Raw genomic sequence first — 23,237 nt, 5'->3', positions numbered from 1 at the left:
TTGATGGACACCAACGGCATCATTTCCGAAATTCTACGCCTTGCGAAATCGCGGAAATCGGCAAATGCGTTTGAGGATGCTGAAACCGCCTGCCTTGCCGCCCTGAAGATCGATCAACATGATCTCGTCGCTCTGCAACTCCGGGCAGACTGCCTTCGCGAATCTCTTAACATTGCAGAGGCCGCTAGAGCATATGTGGCGCTGACATCCTACAATCCGCGCCACCTTTGGGCACACATGTACGTCGGATTCCATTTGAGCGGACTCGGGCTATTCGCCGACGCAGCAAACTCATTCAAGACTGCGGCCGACATCGACCCCTCACTGGCCGAGGCACACTTTGAACATGGCCGAAACCACCTGCTCCAGCAGAATTTCAATTCCGCTGTAACTGCATTCGAAAACTTGCCGCCCACAAAGAGCGGATACTGGCTGAGTACCATATCACGACTGCTCACTTCCCGCGACCAATCGCGCAAACGCGCCGCCTCATCGATAAGACAAGGCAGAACATCAACGCTAACTCTTGATGTCTTGTGTCAACTCATCCACGACCTCACTAATCTCGGAAAGATTCGCGGGGCCGCAGCATGCATTGCTCGAATCCGAAGCGAGAGCGATAAATTCATCGTCATCGACGCAGTACATCGATTTCTCACCAGAGCAGTTAGCCCCGACGCGGCATCACAATTCCTAACAACCATCTCGTCGCGACAGAAATTAAGCGCTCAATTGACCTACCTTCTGGCCACTTCACTTTACGCAGCAAGGCGCTTCCAGGATCTGAACAATTTACTCTCCGACGATTCGTGCCTTCTCGAACCACTAGCTAGACTACGATTTAAATATCTATCGGCCGCCGCCGACAGCCGCCTCATTCAAAACCGAGACCGATTGCTCTCAGATATTCGCCAACTTCAAATAACCACCATGTCATCGCAATTCCTGCTTTCATTGCTCTTTAATACAAAATCCCTGAACCTTCACATATTCAGAAACAGTCAACAACTTACCCCGCCGGACCCGACCGACATACCCTATCGAATCGTCCAGTACTGGAATTGCTTGGAGATTCCACTCGACGTACTGAAGTGCATCGACAGCTGGCAAACGATGAACCCCACAATCACGACCGCGCATTTTACTAGGGATTCAGCGAGGCAGTTCATTGAACAAAATTTCGCAAGCGATGTGGTTCGCGCGTTCGACAGGAGCCATCATCCCGCCATGGAGTCCGACATTTTCCGGCTTGCGTTTCTGATAGTGAATGGTGGAATTTACGTTGATGCCGATGAAGAATGCATAAGTCCGATATGGGGAGCCTACCAAAGCTGGAAATCTCATGAACTTGTTGTAGTCGCCTCTCCAAGCTCTCCGTATTACTTAATGAACGGCTTTTTGGCATCCAAACCCAGATCCGCCTTGCTACAGGACGCCCTTGACGAGGCCGTAAGAACTATCAATGGCCACCAAAGCTCAACATCGCCACCCGACATCTGGAGCACGACTGGACCGGGCCTCCTAACACGTGCATTTGCACGAGCATTTCTCGCTGGATCCCCCTCGGATGATGCGGTGGCGATCCTCGGATTTCAAAACTATCGACAACTCTGCACTGAGCGACCATTGGAATACAAAACCGGGACAGGTAACTGGCGGTTGATCGGAAATCCACCCATTAAGCCAAAGACAGAATCCCGCATGCCGACCTAATTTTGGGGTGAAGCGTATAGATTATTCGTTCCAAGCTATCGTCCCTCGAGGGATGGATGGCGATAAACGGCACACCAGCGCCGATTGCGTGGATAATGTTGTGCTTTCGTTGAGAGAGGATCGTATCGCATTTCGCGATTAGTCCTTTTAGCCTTAGCGGAGTTAGATTTTCGTCCCACCATTTTCGGTCCAATATTTGCGGAAGCACTATGGTCGCATTCCTCAAGAAGGCATCCGCAAACCTGTTGAAACCCGCAATGTCGTCCTCGTCCGGCTCCCATGGGTGATTAACGCTGATGATTGGCACGACCGAATGTGATTCGAATTGCTTCAGAAGCTCCTGAATTCTTGATCGATTTTGCAACATCGAGTCGGTCATCGCTTTTTGGCCAGTGATGGAGATACCTAGAAGCGGCCCTTCTGGGAGAAGGCTTGCCAACGACATGTCGGCCTTTAACTCGCGCTCAGGGTAAAACGTCAGCCCAGGGTCACGTCCAAACCCCCACTCCAAGACCATCCACCTCGACACGTGATCGCGCACCGTGAACGATGAACACCCGTTGATCACGTTTCTAACGATCGGATCGGCCTTCCATTCGGGCTGAACGATTTTCCCCACTCCGATATTGTGAATGTGGCATTCCGCGCCGCGAACAAGGTGGTCTTGCATCCAATGCAACGAGTCCCTCAAGCTGGGCCAGAAACCAACACCGCCTCCGCCAAGCACAACCCGGTCCGGCTTGATCTCATTCAACTCGGCACGGCGGTTAAACCAGCCCTTCGGCGTGACAAACCGCCCCGTATATTCCGGCCTGACGCTGAACACCCAAGAATTGTGAGCCTCATAACGAGCCATTGCCTCAAGGAGGCACAATTCATCCCCGAGATTTCCAAAGCCAAACGATCCAAGATAGGCTGTCTTCATAGTGGTCCGTTCCTCAGGACTTAGGCGGCGATCTATCTGTTAAGGAGCGACGCATCCATTTTACGGATTGCATCGGACGCTTTACTTCCCAATTTCAAGTATAGATCGCTGTCTGTCCCGCAGCGGTCGGCGTCGAGAGTTAGGAAGCGCGGCTCGGAAGGACTGTCCGCCACTCGGGACACTAGCTTGAACATTGCAGTCCCCTCATCTACTTCGTCGAACATAGCAGTGTAAGCCATGCGCGCACCCGACTGAACTACGTTCATAACCTGACGTAGATAGAATGCGCCGCAACGTCGGGGGATCTGATTGAAAATTGCCTTGTCGTGATGCCGGTGCGCAGATTGAAGATTGGACCAACTAAATCCGGGAAAGACTACCGGCATGTACTGCGACTTCAATTGTCCTGCGGCATACATGTCCGGAACAAGGCTCCGGGCGCGGTATTCATCCGCACCGGCGTCATCGGCATATCGCCCGACTGTCCATGGACTGATCACGTCAAGCTTCCGCCACACCTCCGCGAGGCCAGTCTCGCGTTCTATATCGTCCCGCCACATCGCAGGAACGCCCCCCAGCAAAATTACGCCCCCGGTAGAGTTGCTCTCAGCTCTGATGCTATCCAACAGCGTCAGCGCCGCAGCGCTACCGGATAGGCCGATTCCCCAGAGGCCTAGGACGGGCCGTCCATTGTGATGCAAGTAGGCACGTTCACTGGCGATGCCCTCGCCGAGCAACCGCTTCCAATCGTCGGTCACAAGGCCTAATTTGTCCGGCGGCATTCCAGTCAGGTCGTACATCAGGAAATAGATCCGGCCGTGCCGCGCAGCGCCTTTCCGCACATTCGCCAATACCCGATCAACAGACACGCGGCGCATGGGGTCGAGCAACGTCGCAGCAAATTTCTGAAGAGCGACGCCGTCCAGGCCGTAGTTCTTCATCCATTTGAAATGCCGATCCACGGTGATCGGATTCTGCGAGGAGAATAGTTTGATGGGTCGTCCGTCCGCCGTGGTCCACCCACTATCGCAAAGTTCAGATGCCTCGAGTTCGCTGACGTCCGGGAGCAAATCGACCGTTGGACGTTCGCCGAGCTTCCAATGCACCCAGCCGCGCCCTGCGGCATCGCCTGGGCACCCGAACCATCCCTGGTAACCAAATATCATTTTTCCATCGAGTGTCGTGGGATCGACTTCCGTTGCCCGTGCCGGTGTCGATAGACATGCAAAGGTGGCGACGAATGCACCGGCAGCGAAACAAACCAGCTTGCGCAGCACAGGAAAAAGCATGTCCGTGGTCCGGTTCAGCCACATCACAATCGACAGTCGACCCGGCGTATCTGAACCGAGAACAATTGCAGACCCAAAGTGCGACTATCGCCCTTGCCAAGCGTGCTGGGACTCTCGGCATCCGGCGTGTCGATGGTCAGGATGTTCTCGTCCGCCTTGAGCAGCGACGCCTCGAACGGAAACACCACGGTGCAGAACTGCGTGCAGTACAGCGAGCCGATCCGCAGCCCGTTCAGGTAGATCAGGAGGTTCTGGCCGTCGAGCCGACCCTCGTGGCGGAACACGTCGATATCCAGGATCAGGTCGCACAGCTGGGTGCCGTTGAGCTCGGCCAGATCGAAGCCGAAGGCGATCTCGCACCAGCGGCCCTTCGACCAAACGAAACCTTTCTCCACGCCCCAGAAATTCCGCAGCGCGTCGTCCGGCAGCCCGCCGTCGGCGATGCTCAGCGAATTCTTGAAGTTCAGCATCCGTCACGTCCTCGCAGTTCGCTCCGGGCCGGACACCGGGCCGGCGCCCGGCGCCCCGGCTATCCGTCGCGTTCGTTCACCCATTGCAGCACCGGCTGCGCCATCCGCTCCGGCCCGAAGGCGCGGCTCTGCGCCAGCGCGCGGGGCGCCAGCTCGCGGCGCCGCGCCGGCGCCTCGATTTCGTCGAACGCTGCGGCGAATTCGCTCACCGACAGTGGATCGAAATACACGCCGGCGTCGCCAATCACCTCCGGGAAGCTCGAGGTGCGCGACGCCAGCACTGGCTTGCCGAGACTCATCGCCTCCACGGCCGGAATGCCGAAGCCCTCATAAAGCGACGGGAAGATCAGAAACTCGGCGTGCTTGATGACACGATACTTGGCGAATTCGGAGACGAAGCCGGTGAACACCAGCCGGCTGCGCTGGGCATCGGTGAGCTCGTCGAGAAACCGATCGACCAGCCAGCCCTTGCGGCCGATTACGACGAATTTCAGCTCCGACCGCGCGATGCCGGGCAGCGCCAGCGCGCGGATCAGCAGGCCGAGATTCTTGCGCGGCTCGATGGTGCCGACAACCGCGGCGTAGCGGCCGACCTTCGGCGCAGGCAGATTGCGGTCGAAGATCGCGAATTCCTTCGGCCAGTCGGCGTATTGATAGATCAGCCTGGCCTTGCGCTCGGCCGAGGGAAACGCCGCCACCAGCGCATTGCGGGTCGCCTCCGAGACGCAGAACACCACCTCGTCGGTGCGCAACTCGTCTTTGAGATGATCGAGGTGGAAGGCGATGTTTTCTTCCTCGTGGTTCTCCGGCATGAACAGCGTGCTCATATCGTGGATCGTGCTGGCCTCGTGCGACGACATCGTCCAAGCCGACTTCACGGTGGGAAACAGTAAATTACGCGAGCGATCGAACACCCGCGCGTCGTCGACCACCCCGGCCAGGCTCTCGCGCAGGAACGAGCCGGTGTTGATCCGGATCGCGGCGTCAACCCGGTCCGGCGGGATCGCGACGCAATGGGTGAAAAATTCCAGGTCGACGCCACCGTCGCGCTGCAGCGCCTGCACCAGCCGGCGGGTGAACACCGGGATGCCGGTCCACTGATCCTCAAGCAGCGGCGATACGTCGATCGCCAGTTTCGGCTTCCGCCTGCCCGCGCTCATATCAGCCCCAGCCCGGCATCGTTCGGCTCCGGCGTTAGGTGCTCCAGCCAATAGAACGACGGCGCACGGCCGATCAGATTGGCGGCATAGTCTTTGAGCAGTTCGCGACTACGAAGCGGCCACGCCGCCGCGAACAGAATGTCGTCGAACCGAGCATAATGCTCCGGGCTGCGCATCCAGGCGTCGACCGAATGATGCAGGAGCAGCTCCACCCGGCGGCCGGGCGCGAATAGCAGCCCGTCTGGGCAGTCCTCGGTGGCGAGAATCACGCGGTCACAGCGGGTCGGCGGGATCGCGGCCGGGACGCCGTGCAGCGCGCCAACTACATCGGCAATCCGGGCGGCGTGGGCCTGCTCGCCGTCCGGGCCCGGCGGCAGCACCATCACCACCGCGGCGGTCGGATCGAAATGCGCCTCGGCGATCCGCGCCGCGAGCAGCCGGCGGAAGCCCTCGCTGGACAGCGCCAGCTCGGTCAACGGCACGTAGCTGACGACGGCGCAGCCGCGCAGCGGCTCGGCGGCGGACAGGCCGGCACCGAGCGTCAGCCGCGCACTATGCTCCGGGCCGTAGCGGCTGAGGCAGAACCGATAGAAGCTCGGCGCGTAGTCCGGGCAGGCGAGCGGCTGCAGCGCCACCGGGATCAGCGCCTCGCTGGCGCGGAATGGCAGCACCGAATTGATCTGGCAGCCGAGGCCCTGGATCAGCTCCGGGCAGCGCTTCTGCAGGTTGCGGACCCATTCGAAATTGCGTGCGGCGCCGAGCCGGAAGAACAGCACGTGATTGTTGAAGCGCGGGATCACCCGGACGGCGCGGCCGTCGCTGATGCAGACATGGTCGCGGATCCGCCCGACCCGATCGGACATCCAGCGCAGCGCCGGTTCGTTGATGAAGATCTCAGGGCGGGCGATCAGGTAGGACGGCAGCCCCTCCCCCTCGCATAGATCATGGATGGCCCGGATCGCGAATTTGAGGTCGCGCGGCAGATCGAGGTCGAACAGCGCGCCGGTCTCGACCACCGAGCCGTCCATATGTACCCCGGCGAGATCCGCCGCCGGAACCGAGATCAGCACTCCGTGGTCGTAGAACATCGGCGCGCACTCATCCGAATGGGAAGCCCGTCGCGCTCGGCGAGGTCAACAGCCGCGGGCGGGACTGGAATTCGTCGCTGCTCGACAGGATCTGGATCAGGCCAAACGGGGTGATTTCGCGCCGGCGCAGCTTCCGACTATAGAGCGCCAGCCCGCCGGCATCCACGGCGCGCCCCAACACGTAGACGTAAGCGCGCTTGACATAGGCCTCGACGCCATCGCGGCCGATGACGCTGTCGAACACCCGTTCGCAACCGGCGAGTTCGTCGACCGAGCCGACCACGGTGGGATCGATCGCGACCAACTGCTCGAACGATTCGATCTCGACGACAACGTCGTCGCCGACCTCAAGCGGCTCGACCGTGCAGAGCTGCTGATCAGCAAAGCGATCGACCAGTGTCAGCGGCGGTGATCGTTCAGTTGCGAACGGCTCGACGCGAACCCGGAAGCCGTGCCAGCCGGTACCGATCTTCGCGGAGACGAGATCAGGACGATAATAATTCGCAAAACCGTGGCCACATTCCCGGCCGGCGTCATTGAGGATGGTCACCAGGCGGGCGACGCAGGGCCGCCGCAAGTTGCAAGCCCATCCAGTGACGTATCCGGAGGATGTGACCGCTTCGATTTGCCCCCTCAACACCATCAAACTCCCCCGACGCCCACCATCGACGTGGCATCCGCCGAGCCACGGCCGGAGTAAACAAGGACGAGACAGCGTTTGACCGGGGTCGCGTCCGCTACGCATGATCCAAATGATACGATGCCAGTCCGTTGTGGACGAGCTAATGCTACGTTCGAACCAGAAACAGGCGTCGCATACAAGCCCGACCATCGCATTGCAACCTGCTACACGGTTACCAGATATTTTGGCGAAACTCTGCGCGTCGACATTATTATCGACACCCGACTACGCACAAATCACAACGAGCCAGTGCGTCGCTGGTATCATGTAGAAAGGCTCTGTACACTAACTGCACATCTGGTGCGATAGCCGGCGGCATCTTCTGGTTCTCCCCCGGATATGATTTGACCGAGACCCTGATGCACGACACCCCAAAGACCACTCCGCCCGATATCTTCCGCCGGAGTCCATCCGCCGCTCGGCTGGTGCTCAACATCGGCTCCGGCGCGCATGCGTCGACACGGCTGCAGAAGATGTTTCCATCCTCGGATTGGAACGAACTGCGCCTCGACATCGAACCGGGTGTGCGGCCCGACGTGGTCGGCTCGCTCGACAATGTCGGCGCGCTGTTTGAGCCCGATTCGATCGACGCGGTCTGGGCATCCCACGTGTTGGAGCATCTATTCCGACACGAAGTGCGGACCGCGCTGCTCCAGCTCCGCTCGATCCTGAAGCCGAATGGCTTTGCGGTGATCACCTCGCCCGACATCGAGGTCGCAGCGGGCCTTGCGGCGCGATACGGCATGGATCACGTCGTCTATCATTCGCCTGCCGGGCCGATTACCGCGCACGACATGTTCTACGGGCACTCCAGTTCGATCGCCGCCGGCCAGATCCATATGGCGCACAAAACGGCATTTACCCGCGATTCACTTGGCCAAGGCCTGATCGATGCCGGTTTCCCGGTCGTGCTCGCGAAATCGGACCGGTTCGACCTGTGGGCGGTGGCGCTGATGGAGCGGGCAGACCGCATGGCAATAGAACGCCAGCTCGCCCAAGCTGGTCTCGACATGACGAGCTAACGCCACTTCATTCGGGATCCGGTTCGACCACGCGCCCGACCACCCCAATCGCCTCAAGCCGCGCCTTAGCGACGTCGCTCCCCTGGCGGACCGCCTCCTGGTACCAATGCCTGGCACCGCCAACATCGACCGTCCGACCACGCCCGGCGCGCAGCAGATCGCCAAGCGCTACCTGCGCTTCCGGCATGCCGCGCTCGGCTGCCATCTCCATCCAGCCGATCGCCTTCACCGGGTCCGGATCGCAGCCCTGCCCCTTGTTCAACATCACGGCAAGATTGAACTGAGCAACGACATGGCCAAGCTCGGCGGCGCGCTCGTACCACGCGACCGCCCGCGGCAGATCCTGAAACACGCCCTGCCCAGTGCAGTACATCACCGCCAGCTGAAACTGCGCGTCGGCGTGGTTCCCAAGCGCCGCCTTCTCGATCCAGGACGCCGCCGCCTCGGCCTGGTCGCGCGCGCCGCCGTCGCGCAGATGCGCCATTCCGATCGCAAACTGCGCGTCCGCATGCCCTGCATCGGCTGCCTTGCGGTACCACCCGAGGCCGCTGGCATGATCGACTGGGACTTTGAATTTGCCGAAATACACATCGCCGAGCAGCATTGCCGCGGCGGCATGCCCCTTCTCGACCGCACCCTGCAGGAGTTCACGGGGGCGCGACCAATCGGTACCGTCACCCGCCTGCAACAGAAACAGGGCAAGAGCGGTACAAGCCTCGGGCTCGCCGCCGGCCGCGGCCCGCTCAAGCCAGTCGGCCCCGCGCACCGAATCACGCGCCACTCCCTCGCCGGCCAAATACAGCCGCCCGAGTTGTACCTGCGCAGCGCTGATGCCCGCTGCCGCCGATCGCTCAAACCAGTCAATCGCCCGGCAGATATCTTGCGCAACGCCGGCGCCTTCGCGATACATCATTGCGATGCTGTAAGCCGCCGCGGCGTGCCCGTGCTCCGCAGCGCGCTGAAACCATCTGGCGGCTTCACGTAAATTGGGCGCTGCGCCAGTGCCCGTCGCGAAGAAGCGCCCGGTCAAATATTGCGCCTGGACGTCGCCGAGCTCGGCGGCTCGATGATACCAATAGGCAGCTTCACGCAAGTTTGGCTGAACGTTCCGCCCACGCGCATACAGGTCGGCAAGCGCCAGAATGGCCGGTAGATGGTCCTTCTTCGCCGCCCTCCTAAAGAAGGTCTCGGCGCGGTCGATGTCGAACGGCAGGCCGTCCCCCGCCTGGAATAGCAGGCCAACGTGATACAATGCGCGGACCTCGTTCTGCGCCGCGGCCTTGAGAAACAACGCTGCCGCCGCGCCATGATCCTCGAGCCGACCGCGGCCGGTCAGATACAGGAAACCGAGCGCGACCTGCGCCCGGGGATCGCCCTTGTCCGCCGCGCGCTCGTACCACCCAGCGGCCTGATCGCAATCCTGCTCAACACCCAGTCCCTGGAAATAGATATCGCCCAGCGCAAACTCGGCGCTGCACAATCCCTGGCCTGCGGCATGTAGCAGCCATGCCTGCGCCTTGGCGTGGTCCTGCTCGCAGCCACGGCCGTAGCGGCACATATTGCCGAGCGCAAGTTGTGCCTCCGCGTGGCCGGCCTGCGCTGCTTGACTGATCCAATGCAGCGCCTTGGAAAGATCCTGCTGAACCTCGAGACCGTTTGGAAACAGCACCTCGCAGATCGCGGTCGTACTCGCCGGATTGCGCGTCGCCGCCGCCGATCGCCACGCCGCGGGAGTGCCTGGCCAGGGCTGCGCCCTCGCCCCTTCGAGATAGATCATACCGAGCTCAAACTGAGCCGAGACCACGCCGCACTCCGCAGCGCGCTCCAGCCACACCGCGCCATCGGCGATGCTGCGCATCACGCCCTTCCCACCGAGGTACAGCATGCCTAAGCGGAACATCGCGCCGGCATCACTAGCCTCCGCCGCAAGCCGCAGCGCCTCGACCGACTCCGGATGGCGTTTCCGACCGTAGCGGCGAATCCGGCCGAGCCAGGAGCGCAGAGACTCGAGCCCCACCACAAAATCCCCGTTTACGGCTCTCGCATCGACGTGCTGGCGCCGCGGATCACACCGGCCAACAGGTACATCGCCACCGACCGCCGGCCAACATTGATGTCGGCGGTCAGCGTCATTCCGGGAATCAACCTTAGACTGGCCGGCACTCCGACGAAGTTGGTTTCGTCAATCGAGCAACGCGCCTTGTAATACGCATCCACCGGCTTGCCGTCCTGGTCAGTTGTGAACGCGCCACCGCTGATCCAACGGACCTTACCCTCTGCCGTTCCGTGTTCGGCGGCGTTGAAGGCATCAATACTGAGCACGCACCGGTCGCCAGCTCTCACGAAGCCGATGTCTCTGGATGAGATTGAGATTTCCGCCTCCAAGGGGGAATCCAGCGGCATTAGCGTGATGAATGGATCGCCCTGCTTGAGCACCGATCCAACCGAAAGCTTGGCGATTGTCAGAACGACAGAGGGCTCCATGGCGCTGAGTCTTACGAGGTCCTGATGCTTCAGCGCCTTTTCGTAGGACGATCGCGTGTCGTCTAATTTATTCCTGGTCGCGACGAGATCCTGGCTCAACTGAGCTTTCCATTGCTCGATAAAAGCATTCTTGTCCGCTGCGATCGTTTCCAGTGTATGCCGGGCCTCCACCAGGCTGTTGTGCGTGCTATCCAGGTTTCGTAGCAACTCCAGCCGTGCATCCTGGGATAACAGAAGGTTCAACTGTGAACCTGAACCGCTCGCCGCCAGGGAGCTCCGCATGCCTTCGATTTTCTGTGCAATCTCGTCCCGCTGTCCATACCGCTCGTCGTCCTTCTGGAGTCGCAGGATCGTCGCTTCGGTCTGGCGCATCTTAGCGTCGAAACTCGACAATTGCGCCGCGTATTGCGCCATTCTTTGCGTGTACAACACCTTCTGGAGCCCGGCGTAGACCTTGAAATCGTCGTCCCAGCTTTCCGGAAAAGATAGTACACTCCCATCGAGTTCGGTCTGATCGCGGATCACCTGGGCCTCGAGACTGGCGATCATCTGCTTGGTCTGCTTGACCTCCGCCACAGCGAAGGTCGGGTCGAGCGTCGCGAGGGTCTTTCCTTTCTCGACCTTGTCACCTTCACGGACATCGATGCTCTTGATGATCGACGGATCCAGCGCCTGGAACACGTTCACTTGGCCGACCGGCACGACCTTGCCACCTTGGCTCGTGACCATCCGATCGACACTACTGACGAACGTCAAGAACAGGCCGGCCACTAGAAACGCCGAGAGGACGAAGATCGTCATCCGTGCCGCCAGGGGCTCGGTCTCCTCGCGGATAGCGTCGGTTTCGGATTGAAACTGCCGAACCGTCGTCAGCGCACGCTGGCTCTGCGAGTCATGAGACAAGGGTCGGGCTCCTGAATTCCGACCTACGCAGCCGTGGCCGCGCGTCGAGGTGTCCGTTCTGCTGATGCCACAACCCGCTGTAGATCTCGTTTCGCTCAAGTAGCTCTTCGTGTCGACCGAGGTCGTTGACCTGGCCCTGATCGAGGACAAGGATCGTATCAGCTTTGATCAGCGAGGACAGCCGGTGCGAAATGATGATCATCGTCCTTCCATGAGCGATTCTGGAGATGTTTTCGTTCACGATCGACTCGCTCTCGGCGTCGAGCGCACTGGTCGCTTCGTCGAGAATGAGAATGGGCGGATCCGCTATCAGTGAGCGGGCGATCGCCAGCCGCTGACGCTGACCACCGGACAGGTTCGGCGATCCCTCGTAGATGAATGTCTCGTAGCCGCGCGGCAGCTTGTCGATAAATTCCTCGGCTCCCGCCATTCTCGCCGCGCGGACGATATCTTCGAATGTCGCGTCTGGCTTGGCGGCCGTGATGTTCTCGCGGATCGTGCCGGAAAACAGGAAATTCTCCTGCAGAACCACGCCAATGTTTCGTCGCAAGTGGTCGACGTCGTACTCGCGGACGTCGATTCCGTCGATTTTGATCAGCCCCTCGTAGTCCGAATGCAACCGCTGCAACAACCGGGTAATTGTTGTCTTACCGGATCCACTTTTGCCCATGACCCCCAGCGTGCCCCCGACCGGGATCTCGAACGAAACTTGGTTCAGGGCCGGCCTGACAGCTCCCTTGTACTTGAACACGACGTTGGAGAATTGGACCTCGCCGCGCAGTGGTGTCTGCACGCCGTGTCCTGACCGTCCTTCTTCGGGCCTCTGATTGACAAGCCCTCCGACAACAGCAACCGCAGTCCTTGCTTCGTCGTATTGCTGGCTGAGTTGTGCCATCTGCATCAGCGGCGCGGTCACCCGCTGCGACAGCATCAGGAAGGCGAACAACGACCCAATCGCCATCGGATCGTTGCTGGACATCGCAAGATAGACGCCGAGCGCGTAAGGCACACTGACGGCCAGCCGCTCCAGCGGCCTGATCATCGTAGCGATCAGGGTTCCCATCATACCTTCCGCCACCCGGGCCTTTGCGGTTCTGGCCACAAGAACGTCCCATTGATGGCGCTGGCGCGCATCGAGCGCGAGCGACTTGACCGTCCGGATGCCATTCAGGGTCTGAATCAGAAATGCGCCCTGCTCGCCTTCCGCCTTGATGACGGCGTTCGACTTCCTGCGATAAGCCGGGAGCATGAGAACCAGGATTCCAACCATCGCCGCGGCAAAGGCGAGCACCGTCAAGCTCATCACCGGACTGAAGAAGAACATCACCGGGAGAAAGAAAATGAGGATCGTCGAATCCAGAATGGTTCCAAACATTTGGCCGACGAGGAATGTTCTGATCTTGAAGATCTCCCGCATGTCGCGCGAGACGAGGCCCACCGCGGTCCTCTCGAAATAGTCCATCGGCAGGTTCAGTACCTTTTCAAACATGTAGGTCGATAGCTTGACGTCCAGCCTGGTCGTCAGGAAGTGCACCATCGATTGCCGAAGGTAGTAGAACGCGGTCTCAAATATCGTCAGAACCAGAAGCGCCATACAAAGCACCGCATAGGTGTTGTAGGCCTTGTAGATGATGACCTTGTCGGACATCAGCCGCCAGAACATGATCGGCGTCAGTGCCAAAAGGCCGAGGATCAGAGCGCAGATCGCAATATCGCGGGCAATCCGGCGCTCGCGGAAGATAAGCGCCGTAATGAGACCAATGCTGAAGGGCTGTCCTTCGTCTGCGATATCGTAATTCCGTTTGACGAGGATAATCTCTCCCGTTGCAGCATCCTCGAACCTGTAACGGTCGACCGTGAGGAGAGCATCCTCGCCAGCATTCGGATCGCGCAGTACGACTCGGGGGCTCTCATCGTCGCCTTCGAGCCGTAGCAACACCATACAGGCGCCATTGGTCAGCCTGACAATGGCGGGCAAGGCCTTCTTCAGGTGTTGCAAGCCCTCCCAATCGAGCACCACGGACTTTGCCGTCAGGCCGGCACCGTCTGCGCAACGAACCAGATCGCTCGTCGACACCTCGCTGCCGTCCAATACGTTGTCGTGCACAAGCTGCGAGGTGGTGAGATGGATACCATGTTGACGAGCCACGATCACCAGACACGCGAGCGCGGAGTCCTGCGGGCCGTCGCTCATCATCGGATCGATATCGCTACCAATCGTGGTCATGGCTTCTCCGGGCGGGACGGCAATTGCCGCTCTTCAGGTCATCAGCCTGGAGCCAGGCATTCGGGCACATCCGCAGCCGGAGGCCGCGCTGCCGAAGCGCACGATTGCTCCAGAGTTTCGTACTGACGACTCCAATCGAGCCTCTCGTTTCTCCGAGCTGCGGCTCCCTTCCGACGGATCAGCACCTCAACTTGATCGAAACTTACTGCATGTGATCACGGCGCAGATTTTCACTGAGATCAGCTGATCAATAGGCGTGCGGACGTGATCATCTGATGATATCAATCGCAAAATATGCGTTCCACAATTCTCCAACGCCACTGCGGTGTCGTTCGTTGCACGCACTACCACGAGGTGGTGGGACATCGCGAGTTGCGCAGCATGCGGCTTCTGCTGCCGTCGCGAATATTATCAGGTCAAGATGTTCCGCGTCCCATCGCTGAACACCAGCTGCTCGACACCCGTAATGGTGAAGGTCTCACCCGGATTCACCGATCCATCCGGATTATTGGTGCCATTGAAGATCAGAGTGGTAACTCCGGTCGCGGGATCCGTTGAGATACCGTACACATCCTCGTCATAGCTCCGCCCTGAGAATCGAATCGTGTCATTTCCAGCGCCACCGCTGATGGTCTCCACTCCGCTCTGCCCAGGGGCAGTGATATCGGCATCGACGTAAAACGTATCAGCACCGCTGCCGCCAAGAATACTCTCGGCGCCACCTCCGCCGTTCCCGAGATAAAAGGTATTGGAGCCGCTGCCGCCGCCGACCAGCGTATCACCAGCTCCACCGTAGAAGACGTTGTCGCCCTCTCCACCGTTCAGATACTGGGCTCCACCGATACCTGCCCGGAGCGTGTCGTTGCCACCGCCACCGTAGATCGATTGGCCAAAGCCCGCTCCCCCAACGAGACTGTCGTTGCCGAGGCCGCCATCGAGCAACTGATCTGCCCCATTGCCGGCCCGCAACGTATCATTGCCATCACCGCCGTAGATTGACTGGCCAAAACCCGTTCCCCCAACGAGACTGTCGTTACCGAGGCCGCCATCGAGCAACTGATCTGCCCCATTGCCAGCCCGCAACGTGTCATTCCCATCGCCGCCATAAAGCGATTGTCCAGCCCCGCCTCCTGCCAGAAGGCTGTCCGCCCCTGAGTCACCATATAGCCTTTGGTTAGCGCCGCTTCCGGCAATCAGCGTGTCACTGCCCTCGCCACCGATAAGTGTCGCGCTCCCGGATCCAGCGGTAATCTTATCGTTGCCTGCACCGCCCGACAGATTCTGGGCTCCCGTATTCAGGCTTCCATCAATCGTGTCATTGCCCGAGCCTCCGAGGACGGTATCAGAGCCCGTCCCCCTCAATCTTACAGAGTCGCCGCCACTGCCGAGCGCGACAAAAACACTATTCGAGCCTTTGACAACAAGGTCAGCACCGGGAGCTGAATTGTCGAGCGCGACCACCCTCAACACCGGGTTGTCGGTGGTGACTACGTTCAGGTTTCCCTGGAGAAGCAAAACCGATCCAGGCGGATTCTGCGGTAAAATTGTGTTGTACACATAAGCTTTCGTGCCGTCTTCGACGCCGCCCGTATAGACACTGTCGGCGACCAATTGATTGATGACAGCATCGCGGGTCGCCTGATCCAGACCACCCAGGTAGTTATCGTGCAAATCCGTCTTGGTAAGATACATTAGTCAATACCTTCGCTCGACGCGAACGGCACGTAGCAGCCGCACGACGGAATCTCCGTTAATAAAATGTTAGCGAACGCAGCAACATTTTGTCAATATTGGCAGCCGATCCATCAGCAATTATGTTCGCGACCGAATTGCAAGTACGCCGATTACTATGTGGTCTAACGACCTACCCAATGCCGGATGAGCAAATACGAACATTCGCATTAAACACATAGAGGAACTACATGGCACTGCTCGTCGATAAGTCGCATCGCCCCGGACGACGACACTGCATTGCTCGATGGTATCAGGTGACTACGCCACACGTCTAACTGTTGATGACTTTGTGAATATACTCAGGTCAAGCGTAGGAATGCCGATCATCGTCGTAGCGCAACAGAAGGGTGGTGTCGGCAAGACGACAATCGCCATAAATATCGCCGGTGAATTGAGCCGACGAGAGCGCGAGGTAGCGCTAGTGGACAGCGACCCACAGCGCTCGGCTTCGATCTGGGCGATGATGGATAATCTCGAATTCCCCGTCTACGAGATGAATCTGGAGCAGATCCCGCTCAAGATTTGGGCTCAGGACATACGGCGCTTACCGGCCGATACGATCATAATTGATACAGCGCCTAGCGCGCGCCAATTGGGCGCTTCGGTGGCGATCGCCGACATCGTGCTCGTTCCGTGCACAGCTTCGGGTCTCGACATAGAGGGGGTCGATGAAACGATTCGCGTGATCGGCGCCGTGCGGCGGCGACGTAAGGCGCCCCTTGCCGCAATTATCGTCCCCAATCGGATCGATATCCATTTGCTTGAGGGAGATCAGATCGAACATGAGTTGGAGACATTTGGCGAGCAGGTGGCTCCGATCATTCGCATGCGACCGGACTATCTTCGGGCTTTTACGGTTGGTGAATCCGTCTCCAGTTTCTCACGTGGCGAAGCCGCCGATCGCGAAATTCAGCAGCTTTGCGACCTAGTGGACAAGGAGTTGGCTCGCATCAAAGCATGATCGACGGACCGAGGTGCCCATGCTATCAACGCCACTTCACTAAACGCCATCGTCTGCAGCTACTTCCGAGCTTCGTTTCAACGGTGGCGCAGCGATGATCGGGAAAGCGGTGTTGATGGCGGCCTTCAACCGTAGCCCTCCATAAGAGCATCGGCGTCCAGTTCTGCCAGCTCCCACGCCGCTCGGCGCCGTTTGAGAAATGTACAGAACATCGCCTGTGACTCACATCATTCAGCTGCTGCCGGATCGAGCGAAAGTCCAGTTAAACAAATCCCAGCTGTCGCTCGATTTCAATAAGATCAGATAGCAGGCACCAAGTGGCGCCTTGTCGTTTTAATCCGCTCGATGTAGTCGAACACGCCGGCTCCGGCCACTTTGCCACTGCAATTAGTCGCCTGGGCACACCGCTAGGCCGTGCACCATAAACTTGGTGGCGTGATGCGACATCAGCAATGTCTGCTTTGCCCTTTCAGTGGTCAACTCAATGCTTCAGAATTTTGGCACTCAAACGTCGGTGCATATCCCAATGCCCCTCCTCCCCGACCGCTTCAGTCTCCCGCCTCCTTGGGCGAACAAGCCATTGGTCCGTGTCGGGATTAAACAGTCCTGGCAACCGTACGTGATCGTTAATCGCTAAGAAGTCGGAGACGTTAACAGTCACTACTATCGCGTTCACAACGATGGCAGTCGCCGCAATTTCGAGGTCACGCCCAACTCTAGCGGGATACTTACCCGGATTAGGCGCGAACACATTCTGTAGCTCTGGTACTAATGATAGATCAGTGAACACATCGATGATGTGGTCGTTGAGTGCAATGATGCGTGGTCGCATCGCCATCAGGTTATCGAACCAGTCGCTAAGAGCGTCTGCCCTTGCTCGCTCGCCTTTCAAAGCGAGGATCTTGATCCCCCTCCGGATCTCAATGATCGTGCACTGAGCGATGCACCAGTTTCGTGGCCGCAGACGATGACACCAGTTCAACACCGATGGCGAAGGACGAGGCTTGGAAAGGTTCGACAGCACATTGGTATCGAGGAGGTAAAGGGTCATACGGAACGCGAATCTCGGTTCCAGAATACCATCTTCTAGTACGGCTTGAGAAATGGTTAACGAACCCTAACCCGCCCAGTCCTTCCATGTTCTAGTCTCGGATGAGGATGGAAGAGCGCCGCTTATCCAACGAATCCTTTCGGGAAATCCTAAGACGCTCTAATCTGAGTGGATTCGAGGGTTGAACGCTTGAAAAGACCGCGCCAGCACATGTGGACCGAAGCCGAAGCGGTCGCGAACCCGCGCAAATTGTTTGCGGCCGTCGTATCGGATGGACCACAGCGAGTTCGCCTGCCGAACCAGGCAGACATCATTCTGGTCCTCGAGCAAACAAACGAAGACGCGGAGAAGAGTCTGTCCGCCCTCATCAAGCGCCCCAATTATCCGGAGGGCTTGGATTAGATCTCTGGTCCACTAAACCGGCGGTGCCAGTTCGACGACTATGAAGGTGGTAAGTCTCTCGGCCCCCAAGCCTCGCTGACGTTTATTTTAGAGGTCAAGTAGTCTCAAGAGAAGTTGCCACTCATTTGATTGGCAGCTGCCGCAAATACGACGTCATGTCTCCCCGACTTCATCGTCTCTAAGGCGCTCTTTCCGCCAATTTCGGGATGCCCGGCTGTCAAAAACCGATAGACCGTCCACGGCTGTCCTCCTAGCAACTCAAACAACTTAGGCAAGCCTGGCAACAGCCTTCCGTCGTCGGTGACCTGCCAGCTCGGGTATCGCACCGATCGCGTCGCCCCTTGCAGCCCAAGAACTTCCCCTCGCCGCCGCTTTACGTTGACTGTCTCGTGGGAGACCCCGATGAGCGAACCAAACTGAGTTGCGGTCAGCATGTCTTCACCCTTCAGGATCTCGGCGATCTTGACCGCTCCACGCTCTCGAGCAGCTGTCAGCGAGGCTTCTAACGCCGAAACATTGCGTGGCGGAAGCGCGGCGGAGAAAGCGATCGCTCTTACGCTGCCATCTGGCGACACCTCCACCGTGAAGCGAACAGGCCGCCTGGCCTTCTTGGCCTTTTCCACCCCATCCGTGTACCCTTTCAGAAATTCGAGTATTGCCAGCTTTTCAACCGATCTCGGGTTCGTCTTCGCGGAGGTCTTTAGCTCCCCTCTAAGGGCACCGATAGGGACATCGCCTTTTTTCCCACCCGGGTCGACACGCTTCTTCTTCGTTGCGCTGGCCGCGCGATCTCGTTCCCTCGTTTGGGCCATGACGGACCTCCATCACTCGACATCGCATCGAACTGCAGGGTCGTCAAGTTCGTCAGGTTCGCCAGATGCTGCCAGTCGAGCTATCGCCCTCTACAGGCGGCCGAATATCGTCCTCGCCCTTGAGTCTGTCCGCCGAAGCGGAAGGTCCATGCGCAGTCGGCTTCCGAATTGGTCACGCTTCCAGAATCTCATTCTTTCCGCAGAGAGAGGATGGTGAGTGTTGTTATTGCGCATCTTTAGAAGGTCTAGACACATCTGGATCACCTTTTCCTCTTTCGCACCTTCTTTTTTAAATCAGATGTCACAGGTGTCTTTGGCGAAAGGTCCTCGGCCTTGATAAAGTGGCCAAAAAGCCATTGGATCATGTAATTCCGCAGCCCGGGGTCCCTCCGACACCAAGAGATTACGGCCCTCAAGATCGGGATCCAGTCGTCTTTCCGATGTTTCAGGAGAGCAGAAAGCCCAAGGCCGGTCGCTGCTTCGGCCCTAGGTTGCGGAAGAAGTGAGGTGGGCGGCCACAAGAATTCCAGGAATTCTTCGAATACTAACATATGAGACTGCATATCCGCGTTTGGACCAGCGAACATCGTTAGAACGGACTTGAGGTTTGGAAGTCCGCTTTGGTCTTGTAGAGCGATCAAAAATAGCAATGCACTGGTAACAGATAGATGCCCGTGTCCATATGTTGCCAGGCCAACGACGCAACTTGCGTAATCTGACGGACGCAGCTGATTCATTTCGCAGGCGGCCGCAAGAGCAGCCTGAAGCCAAACGCCGTCACAACCAATGGCAAACGATGCAATTTGACGGTATCGCATATCATCGGAAATAAGGACAGACGTGGAGTCCGCGGCGAGAAGAGCAGCATCCAGAAAGCGACTTCCGCCCACCTTGAGAAGCAGCTCTGCATTCTCCGAAAGCCTATCAGGCATAATCACTGAGATCACTTCGCAGTTCTCATCGATTAATTTCCGGATCCGCTCAAAATGAGCGATCTGCCTATCCCGAAATTCGTCTGAAATCTCGTCACGATAGAAAATCCCGTCGCGATACTCGACGGTCATCTGCTGTTTTCCTCGGCCTTCCTCCGCACGTTCGAGCATTCGCTCAATCATTCCAATTGTGGCGTTTGGTGTCTGTAGACCCCCGAAGAACGTCTTGAGAGCCGGAAGCGCTCCCGTATCGGCTGCTACCCACGCAGTGTATGGGTCAAGAACCGCCCCCTTTCCTCGGTGACGCTTTGTCAACTGCACAGCATTTGTGAGCTCTTCCTTGTCGCCGCTGCAGGTGACAATCTGGCCTCCAAGTTGCAGAACGTACTGAGCAAAGCCAACGACCCCACCACCCTGCCCGCGAGCAGCGATAGCAAGCGGGATTGAGTTCTCCCTGTATAGGCGGACTCGATTGGCATTTTGCTCTGCGCGCCGCCGGATGACGTCCAGGACGGCCTCTACGTTTCCTTCGGCTGCATTGAAGCGGACGAGCCCTGGATTGTCTGGAAAACGAGTCTCAAACTCCTCCAAAACCCTATGATGGAGATGGAGGTATTTGCTACGTACCTCAATCACTGTCCAAACCAGCGAGGAGCCCACCCCGGGTCTTTCAAGTTCGACCGTTTGCCCCCTGGTCAGCCCTAGAAAGCGCGGCGCTATTCCAGAAGTTGGCGAAAGCACCCTTATTCCGAAGAAATCGCCACCCTCATCAATGACAAAATCCTGCTGCTGACCATCGGAAGCCTTTATCGATAGATGAGTTCCGACGCTTACAGATGCGGCTTCGAACATCGGGTTTGATTCAAGCATCATGCCCAACCCGGCATAGCCAAGAACCACGCTTGCGTTTTCAGAGTTTCCGCGAACGAGGTCATAGGCAACCGGATATGCTCGCTCTGGATGTCCGTTCATGGACACTTGCTGTGCGATTGCCATTATAAATTCTGGCGGGCCTACCAGACTTGGCAAATCGACTGCGTTCGACAATGCGAGAGCACCCGCTTTGTCATTCGAACGAACGAGAGCTTGCATCAGCCGCAGAACGACAAAGACATTCGTTGGATCTTTAACATGGAGACTGCGAAGGACCTTAATCGCTTCGGGCAGTCGACCTACATCGACCAGCACACTGGCGTGCGCTTGCTTGATGATATCGATGTTGCGCAATTTGGGAGGGAGTTTGTCAAAGAAGGCGATGTTTCTCTGACGATGGGGGTATTCATTCGCGTGAGCGACCGCCAGTCGCTCATAGTCGCGTTCAAACCCTTCTGTTGGAAGAAGCCCGTCTAAAAGATCAATGACGCTCGTGGGGGCCTGCGACTTCTCGGCAAAGCTGGCTAGCATCAGCCTTGTTGCAATGTGGTAGTCGTTCTGTACGGCACCGACGGCCGCTTCGAAGGCGACCTTTGACAGATCATCAAGACCAAGGTGTTTCGCAACTTGCGCGATGAGGGTCAGGCCGCGCGGATTGTCTCGATTGCCTTCGATGAGCCTCGCGATCGGGGATGGATCGATTGCACTTCCGTCGACAGGCCGTCCACTCTCCATGATCGGCGCAAGCGCAATTGCGGTCTCTACAACACGCTTCTCAACATCTGGAACAGCTGCCTTTTTGAAAAGATCAGCTGCCCGGCCCCATTCGTTGTTTCCCACTGCGATAATCCCCGCGTGGAAAGCCAGCTCGGGATCCTCAGGCGTCAATGAGATCAGCCGTGACGCGAGCTTCATCTGATCGAAGCTCATAGCAATCATAACCGCATTCCGAATGATATCGGGATAGGTAATTGCCTCATCGGCTATGCGCTCTGCTAGAGCGATAGCCTTCTCTCGATCATGAAGAAGCCGATACGCGATCATCGCGTTTGCTAACGTCTGTGGCGCATCATCGAGACGGCTCTTCAGACGCCAGGGCTTTGCTTGCCAATCTGCGTCGAGGACCTCTGCAGCGTGCCTTAGCTGCTCGCGTTGATCGTCGCGATAGATTTGGGTGCGTTGGGCGGTCTCGTCCCGCAGAATCTCCTCAACGTAGGAGGCGGCAACCATGACCTGCAGGTGCTTAGACTCAGGATGTCGTTCCAAGGCAGAACGGGTCCAGTTCCACCAAGCTGGACACTGGTTGCGAGCGCGCAGAAAGACGGCTTCAGCGACCTCTATTGGCTCTTTGTATCGGAGAGCATCTGGGATTCCTTCGAGCCCGTCGGTTACACTCGGAACGCTTGCAGCAATCTGAGGTAGATAGGATGCGAGAGTATCGTTCTCTGGATCGGCAGCGAGCCTTTCCCTTCCGAATTTATACGCTTCCTCCGCGTCTCCAGCGAGCCACAGCGCCAATGCGCGGTTCGCGATCGCCCTACGATCTTCAGGAGCCTCTTCATAGGCTTCAAGTAACCATTTGATGGCTTGCTCCGCATCACCTTGATCAAGGTGCTGAATGCCGATGTTCGCCTTTGCCCGAAAACGAATTGTCGGACTTGCATCAGTAGGCAAGCTATCGAGGAAGCTCTGAAAAACCCGCAAGTTGCTTTTCGGATCGGAGTTCTTGGCATTGTCTCTCAGGCGATCGAGTTGATCGGAGAGATACTGTTCGTGAGCAGGAACCGTGGCGCTATCTAGTTCAGGTGAAACTTGTGGTCTTTGGCTGTAGATCGCAGCAATACGATGCGCTATGGCCTCAATCTGGCCAACGTCAGCGCCAAAGTTATTTGTTATGTGAACGCCTTCTCCAGCGCTTGCGTTGATCTGAACGCGGCTGGATTGATCCGTATAGGTAACCGGCGCGCTGTTCGGACCGGAAAGCGCGCCGGTTATTTTCCCGGGTCTTTCCCAGGATTCATCCGAATGCCTTCGATCGTGACGTCTTTATCAGCCTTCACCTTCACCACGATTTCGCTAGCGTTGTGAATCTCGCGAATGAAAGCACTTCCTCCAGCAACGATGTCCAGACCGACACGAGCGTGGGCTGCGGATGATCCAGCGACGTCCTCCTTGAGGGCGTGAACCAGAGCCTTCACAAATGGCTCGATCTGGGATGCTTCGTCGGCCTCAAGGGTGCCACCAACATAAACCTCAAGGTCGTTCTTACCTTGCTCTTGCGTAGCGGGATCTTCGAGCTTGGCTAGCGCCTTGGTCGCCCGCGGGCCAAAGAGTTCACCTACCTTGTCCTTGAGATTGCGGTAGGCGTCCTTAGTACCTTCTTTGACCAGTTCTGTGCCTGCCGCGGCAGCACCTGCCAGAAGGAGTGTCGTTAGAGTGATCGGATCAGCCATAATGTTTCCCGGCTACCAAAACGGTGTAGCAATCCCACGCCAAGCGATTGAAGATC

Annotated in this window: 18 protein-coding genes; 4 read left to right on the top strand and 14 right to left on the bottom strand. The window is 58.1% G+C overall.

All coding sequences use genetic code 11. From position 1 onward, the window contains the following. Positions 1-3 precede the first annotated feature (3 nt). On the top strand, positions 4-1,713 hold the full coding sequence (locus HZF03_RS13055; RefSeq protein ID WP_119018166.1) for a glycosyltransferase: 1,710 nt from the start codon (positions 4-6) through the stop codon (positions 1,711-1,713). Here the strand turns inward: HZF03_RS13055 and HZF03_RS13050 are convergent. Genes HZF03_RS13050 through HZF03_RS13025 form a run of 6 tightly spaced genes read right to left on the bottom strand, consistent with a single transcriptional unit; the run spans position 1,679 to position 7,477 of the window. Further along, positions 1,679-2,638: a polysaccharide pyruvyl transferase family protein gene (locus HZF03_RS13050; RefSeq protein WP_119018165.1), complete on the bottom strand. Its 960-nt coding sequence runs from the start codon at positions 2,636-2,638 to the stop codon at positions 1,679-1,681. The genes HZF03_RS13055 and HZF03_RS13050 overlap by 35 nt on opposite strands. 32 nt (positions 2,639-2,670) lie before the next feature. Continuing rightward, positions 2,671-3,927, bottom strand: coding sequence for a glycoside hydrolase family 99 protein (locus HZF03_RS13045; RefSeq protein ID WP_133303232.1), 1,257 nt, complete (start codon positions 3,925-3,927; stop codon positions 2,671-2,673). Positions 3,928-3,950: 23 nt separating this feature from the next. Further along, the gene (locus HZF03_RS13040; RefSeq protein ID WP_119018163.1) at positions 3,951-4,397 is read right to left on the bottom strand and encodes a hypothetical protein; all 447 of its coding nucleotides are present in this window, start codon (positions 4,395-4,397) and stop codon (positions 3,951-3,953) included. A gap of 59 nt (positions 4,398-4,456) precedes the next feature. Continuing rightward, positions 4,457-5,557, bottom strand: coding sequence for a glycosyltransferase family 4 protein (locus HZF03_RS13035; protein ID WP_119018162.1), 1,101 nt, complete (start codon positions 5,555-5,557; stop codon positions 4,457-4,459). Then, positions 5,554-6,645 (bottom strand): hypothetical protein, encoded by a 1,092-nt coding sequence (locus HZF03_RS13030; RefSeq protein ID WP_119018161.1) that lies wholly within the window; start codon positions 6,643-6,645, stop codon positions 5,554-5,556. The genes HZF03_RS13035 and HZF03_RS13030 overlap by 4 nt, the downstream gene beginning before the upstream one ends. Positions 6,646-6,655: 10 nt before the next feature. After that, complete coding sequence (locus tag HZF03_RS13025; protein WP_133303231.1) at positions 6,656-7,477, bottom strand: hypothetical protein; 822 nt, start codon at positions 7,475-7,477, stop codon at positions 6,656-6,658. Positions 7,478-7,671: 194 nt separating this feature from the next. On the opposite strand from HZF03_RS13025, the gene HZF03_RS13020 reads away from it, so the two are divergent. After that, positions 7,672-8,349 (top strand): class I SAM-dependent methyltransferase, encoded by a 678-nt coding sequence (locus HZF03_RS13020; RefSeq protein ID WP_234832215.1) that lies wholly within the window; start codon positions 7,672-7,674, stop codon positions 8,347-8,349. Positions 8,350-8,356: 7 nt separating this feature from the next. On the opposite strand, the gene HZF03_RS13015 is transcribed toward HZF03_RS13020, so the two are convergent. The 4 genes from HZF03_RS13015 to HZF03_RS13000 form a co-directional block, all read right to left on the bottom strand. Next, complete coding sequence (locus tag HZF03_RS13015) at positions 8,357-10,366, bottom strand: SEL1-like repeat protein (protein ID WP_420853817.1); 2,010 nt, start codon at positions 10,364-10,366, stop codon at positions 8,357-8,359. A 14-nt stretch (positions 10,367-10,380) separates the two neighbouring features. After that, entirely contained in the window at positions 10,381-11,736 is a 1,356-nt protein-coding gene (locus HZF03_RS13010; protein ID WP_234832213.1) for an HlyD family type I secretion periplasmic adaptor subunit, read from the bottom strand. Continuing rightward, entirely contained in the window at positions 11,726-13,963 is a 2,238-nt protein-coding gene (locus HZF03_RS13005; protein WP_234906859.1) for a peptidase domain-containing ABC transporter, read from the bottom strand. Before HZF03_RS13005 ends, HZF03_RS13010 begins: the two co-directional genes overlap by 11 nt. A gap of 411 nt (positions 13,964-14,374) precedes the next feature. Further along, complete coding sequence (locus HZF03_RS13000; protein ID WP_179906160.1) at positions 14,375-15,655, bottom strand: calcium-binding protein; 1,281 nt, start codon at positions 15,653-15,655, stop codon at positions 14,375-14,377. Positions 15,656-16,013: 358 nt separating this feature from the next. Between HZF03_RS13000 and HZF03_RS12995 the strand changes: the two genes are divergently transcribed. Further along, entirely contained in the window at positions 16,014-16,658 is a 645-nt protein-coding gene (locus HZF03_RS12995; protein WP_119019757.1) for a ParA family protein, read from the top strand. A gap of 481 nt (positions 16,659-17,139) precedes the next feature. Here the strand turns inward: HZF03_RS12995 and HZF03_RS12990 are convergent, their stop codons facing one another. Further along, positions 17,140-17,709 (bottom strand): PIN domain-containing protein, encoded by a 570-nt coding sequence (locus HZF03_RS12990; protein ID WP_119019758.1) that lies wholly within the window; start codon positions 17,707-17,709, stop codon positions 17,140-17,142. A 210-nt stretch (positions 17,710-17,919) separates the two neighbouring features. On the opposite strand from HZF03_RS12990, the gene HZF03_RS12985 reads away from it, so the two are divergent. Beyond that, complete coding sequence (locus tag HZF03_RS12985; RefSeq protein WP_119019759.1) at positions 17,920-18,111, top strand: hypothetical protein; 192 nt, start codon at positions 17,920-17,922, stop codon at positions 18,109-18,111. 104 nt (positions 18,112-18,215) lie between these two features. Here HZF03_RS12985 and HZF03_RS12980 read toward each other — a convergent pair whose 3' ends face one another. The 3 genes from HZF03_RS12980 to HZF03_RS12970 form a co-directional block, all read right to left on the bottom strand. Further along, on the bottom strand, positions 18,216-18,923 hold the full coding sequence (locus HZF03_RS12980; RefSeq protein ID WP_119019760.1) for a hypothetical protein: 708 nt from the start codon (positions 18,921-18,923) through the stop codon (positions 18,216-18,218). A gap of 260 nt (positions 18,924-19,183) precedes the next feature. Further along, the gene (locus HZF03_RS12975; protein ID WP_133303262.1) at positions 19,184-22,432 is read right to left on the bottom strand and encodes a tetratricopeptide repeat protein; all 3,249 of its coding nucleotides are present in this window, start codon (positions 22,430-22,432) and stop codon (positions 19,184-19,186) included. Between the two features lie 287 nt (positions 22,433-22,719). Continuing rightward, a complete protein-coding gene (locus HZF03_RS12970) occupies positions 22,720-23,181 on the bottom strand; it encodes a hypothetical protein (protein ID WP_119019763.1) in 462 nt (153 codons plus the stop codon). Positions 23,182-23,237: the final 56 nt, after the last annotated feature.

This window comes from Rhodopseudomonas palustris, from assembly GCF_013415845.1.
Lineage (GTDB): Bacteria > Pseudomonadota > Alphaproteobacteria > Rhizobiales > Xanthobacteraceae > Rhodopseudomonas > Rhodopseudomonas palustris_F.
The sequence above is the reverse complement of the archived record's forward strand: the minus strand, read 5'-3'. Positions and strand labels throughout refer to the sequence as shown.